Source organism: Pseudomonas sp., assembly GCF_049590575.1.
Taxonomy (GTDB): Bacteria; Pseudomonadota; Gammaproteobacteria; order Pseudomonadales; family Pseudomonadaceae; genus Aquipseudomonas.
In genome coordinates this window covers 1-2,927 of record NZ_JBAWDE010000364.1, presented here as the reverse complement: position 1 = coordinate 2,927, position 2,927 = coordinate 1, and the positions used below count along the sequence as shown (strand labels likewise).

Annotated in this window: 2 protein-coding genes; both read left to right on the top strand. The window is 61.5% G+C overall.

From position 1 onward, the window contains the following. The first annotated feature begins 83 nt into the window (after positions 1-83). Complete coding sequence (locus tag WBR57_RS25030; RefSeq protein WP_424087609.1) at positions 84-1,367, top strand: NAD(P)/FAD-dependent oxidoreductase; 1,284 nt, start codon at positions 84-86, stop codon at positions 1,365-1,367. Between the two features lie 374 nt (positions 1,368-1,741). Further along, a complete protein-coding gene (locus WBR57_RS25025) occupies positions 1,742-2,878 on the top strand; it encodes a branched-chain amino acid ABC transporter substrate-binding protein (RefSeq protein WP_099602068.1) in 1,137 nt (378 codons plus the stop codon). Positions 2,879-2,927: the final 49 nt, after the last annotated feature.

Below are 2,927 nucleotides of genomic sequence, written 5' to 3'. Positions count from 1 at the left end.
CTATCGGGGGCAAGCCCCCTCCCACATTTGATCGCATTAGCAGTTCGGAAAAGTTGTTTGTTAGGTCTCATCGGAGTCTGGCAATGGCATTACGCGAAACATGTTTATGGGAACACCTGACCCCCGGCCGGCCGGATCGCGCTGCGCTCGCGGGCGAGCTCAAGGTGGATGTGTGCGTGATCGGCGCCGGCATCACCGGTTTGTCGGCGGCCGTGCACCTGCTGGAACAGGGTAAAAGCGTCGCCGTACTCGAGGCCCATCGCACCGGGCACGGCGGTTCCGGGCGCAACGTGGGGCTGGTGAACGCCGGCCTGTGGATCCCGCCGGATGAGATCGAGGCCGGTTTCGGCGAAGCGGTCGGCAGCCAGCTCAACCGTATGCTGGGCGCGGCACCGTCGCTGGTGTTCAGCCTGGTCGACAAGTACAACATCGATTGCCAACTGCGCCGCGAGGGCACCCTGCACATGGCGCACAACGCCCGTGGCGAGGCGGATTTGCGCAGTCGTGAGGAACAATGGAAACGCCGTGGCGCGCCGGTGGAACTGCTCACCGGGCAGGCTTGCGAGCAGGCCACCGGTACCAAGAAAATCGCTGCCGCCTTGCTGGACCGGCGTGCTGGCACCCTGAACCCTATGGCCTACACCTGCGGCCTGGCCAACGCCGCCGTGGGGTTGGGCGGGCAGTTGTTTGACCATTCCCCGGTCACCCAGCTGGAGCGCCAAGGCACGAACTGGTCGGTGCAGACTGCTGGCGGCGCGGTGCAGGCTGCACAGGTTGTGATCGCCTCGAATGCCTACACCGAAGGTGAATGGACGGAGCTGCGGCGCAACTTTTTTCCCGGCTATTACTACCAGGTCGCGTCCGCGCCGCTGACCGATGAAAACGCCCGGCAAATCCTGCCGGGCGGCCAGGGCTCTTGGGACACGCGCCAGGTGCTGAGCAGCATCCGTCGCGATGCCGATGGCCGCCTGTTGCTCGGCAGCCTGGGCAACGGTAACCAGAAACCGGGGTGGTTCCTCAAGGCGTGGGCCGATCGGGTGCAGCAACATTACTTCCCGTACCTCAAATCGGTGCAATGGGAGTACACCTGGACCGGCTGCATCGCCTTCACCCCCGACCACCTGATGCGCCTGTTCGAACCGGCGCCGGGCCTGGTGGCAGTCACGGGCTATAACGGGCGCGGCGTGACCACCGGCAGCGTGGTCGGCAAGGCGTTTGCCGACTACCTGTGTCATCAGAAGCCCCAGGCGTTGCCGATCCCCTTTGCGCCCATGCAGCCGCTGGCCGGGGTGGGCCTGCGCAGTTGCCTGTACGAAGCCGGATTCTCGCTGTATCACGCCGGGCAATGCCTGCGGATCGTGATCTGATCAGCGAAATACCGCTCAAAAGCCTGCGTTTTCTTCGCAGGCTACTAATCTGTATTGGTGCAAGTCGTAGCAATCACGCACTGTAAATGTGCAGTTCCGTTACGCACTTTGTTACAGGTGTAGGCACTGCCGTTTATCCGTCTGGTTGCAGGTGCGACCTGCCGAGGTTGTACTTTTTCAGCTCGCCGGTTGCACCTATTGAAGCTAGACGGTTGCACGTCCTGGCAAAAGGAGTCGAAACGCCAGCAATCACAATGACACCGTGTCTTTTTGAAGAATAAAAACGTAATGGCACGAGGCTTGCTCTGGGCTTTCGGTGAAAAGTTTGAATGCAAGTCGTCGTGCCAAAAATCAAAAATATCGGAGCACCACTCATGTCCCAGACGTTTTACAAGAAAGGTTTTCTGGCCCTCGCCGTTGCTGCGGCGCTGGGTGTTTCTACGTTTGTTCAAGCTGATGTGAAGATTGGCGTGGCGGGGCCGATGACCGGCGCCAACGCGTCATTCGGTGAGCAGTACATGAAGGGTGCCCAGGCGGCGGCCGAAGTGATCAACAAGGCCGGCGGTATCAACGGCGAGAAAGTGGTGCTGGTGGCAGGCGACGACGCCTGTGAGCCCAAGCAAGCCGTGGCCGTGGCCAACCGCCTGGCTGACCAGGACAAAGTGATCGGCGTGGTCGGGCACTTCTGCTCGTCGAACACCATCCCGGCCTCCGAGGTTTACGACGAAGCAGGCATCATCGCGATTACCCCAGGCTCCACTAACCCACAAGTCACCGAACGCGGCCTGGGCGCCATGTTCCGCATGTGCGGGCGCGACGACCAGCAAGGCATCGTCGCCGGCGATTACATCGTCGACGTGCTCAAGGGCAAGAAAGTCGCGGTCATCAACGACAAAGACACTTATGGCAAAGGCCTGGCCGACGCCACCGCTGCCCAACTGACCAAGCGCGGCGTGAAACCTGTGCTGGAAGAAGGCCTGACCCGTGGCGAGAAAGACTTCAGCGCCCTGGTGACCAAAATCCGCTCCCTGGGCGCCGACGTCGTGTACTTCGGTGGCCTGCACCCGGAAGCCGGCCCATTGGTTCGCCAGATTCGTGAGGCTGGCCTGAAAGACGTCAAGTTCATGTCCGATGACGGCGTAGTGACCGATGAACTGGTGGCCACCGCTGGCGGCGCGCAATACGTCGATGGCGTGTACATGACCTTCGGCGCCGACCCGCGCCTGCTGCCGGACAGCAAGGCCGTGGTGGAAGAGTTCCGCAAGGCCGGCTACGAGCCAGAAGGCTACACCCTGTACGCCTACGCCTCGCTGCAGGCCCTGGCCGCCGGCTTCAACGGCGCCAAGTCCAACAAGGGCGAAGACGCAGCCAAATGGCTGAAAGCGCACCCGGTCAAAACCGTGATGGGCGAGAAGACCTGGGACGCGAAAGGCGACCTGAAAATCTCCGACTACGTGGTTTACCAGTGGGATAAAGACGGCAAATACCACCAGCTGGAAAAGCAGAAGTAATCCATGTGGGAGGGGGCTTGCCCCCGATAGCGGAGTGTCAGTCAACAGT

Excerpts from the sequence above, each read along its gene's own strand:
- WBR57_RS25030 (WP_424087609.1), top strand. The coding sequence starts at position 84 with ATGGCATTACGCGAAACATGTTTATGGGAACACCTGACCCCCGGCCGG.
- WBR57_RS25025 (WP_099602068.1), top strand. The coding sequence starts at position 1,742 with ATGTCCCAGACGTTTTACAAGAAAGGTTTTCTGGCCCTCGCCGTTGCT.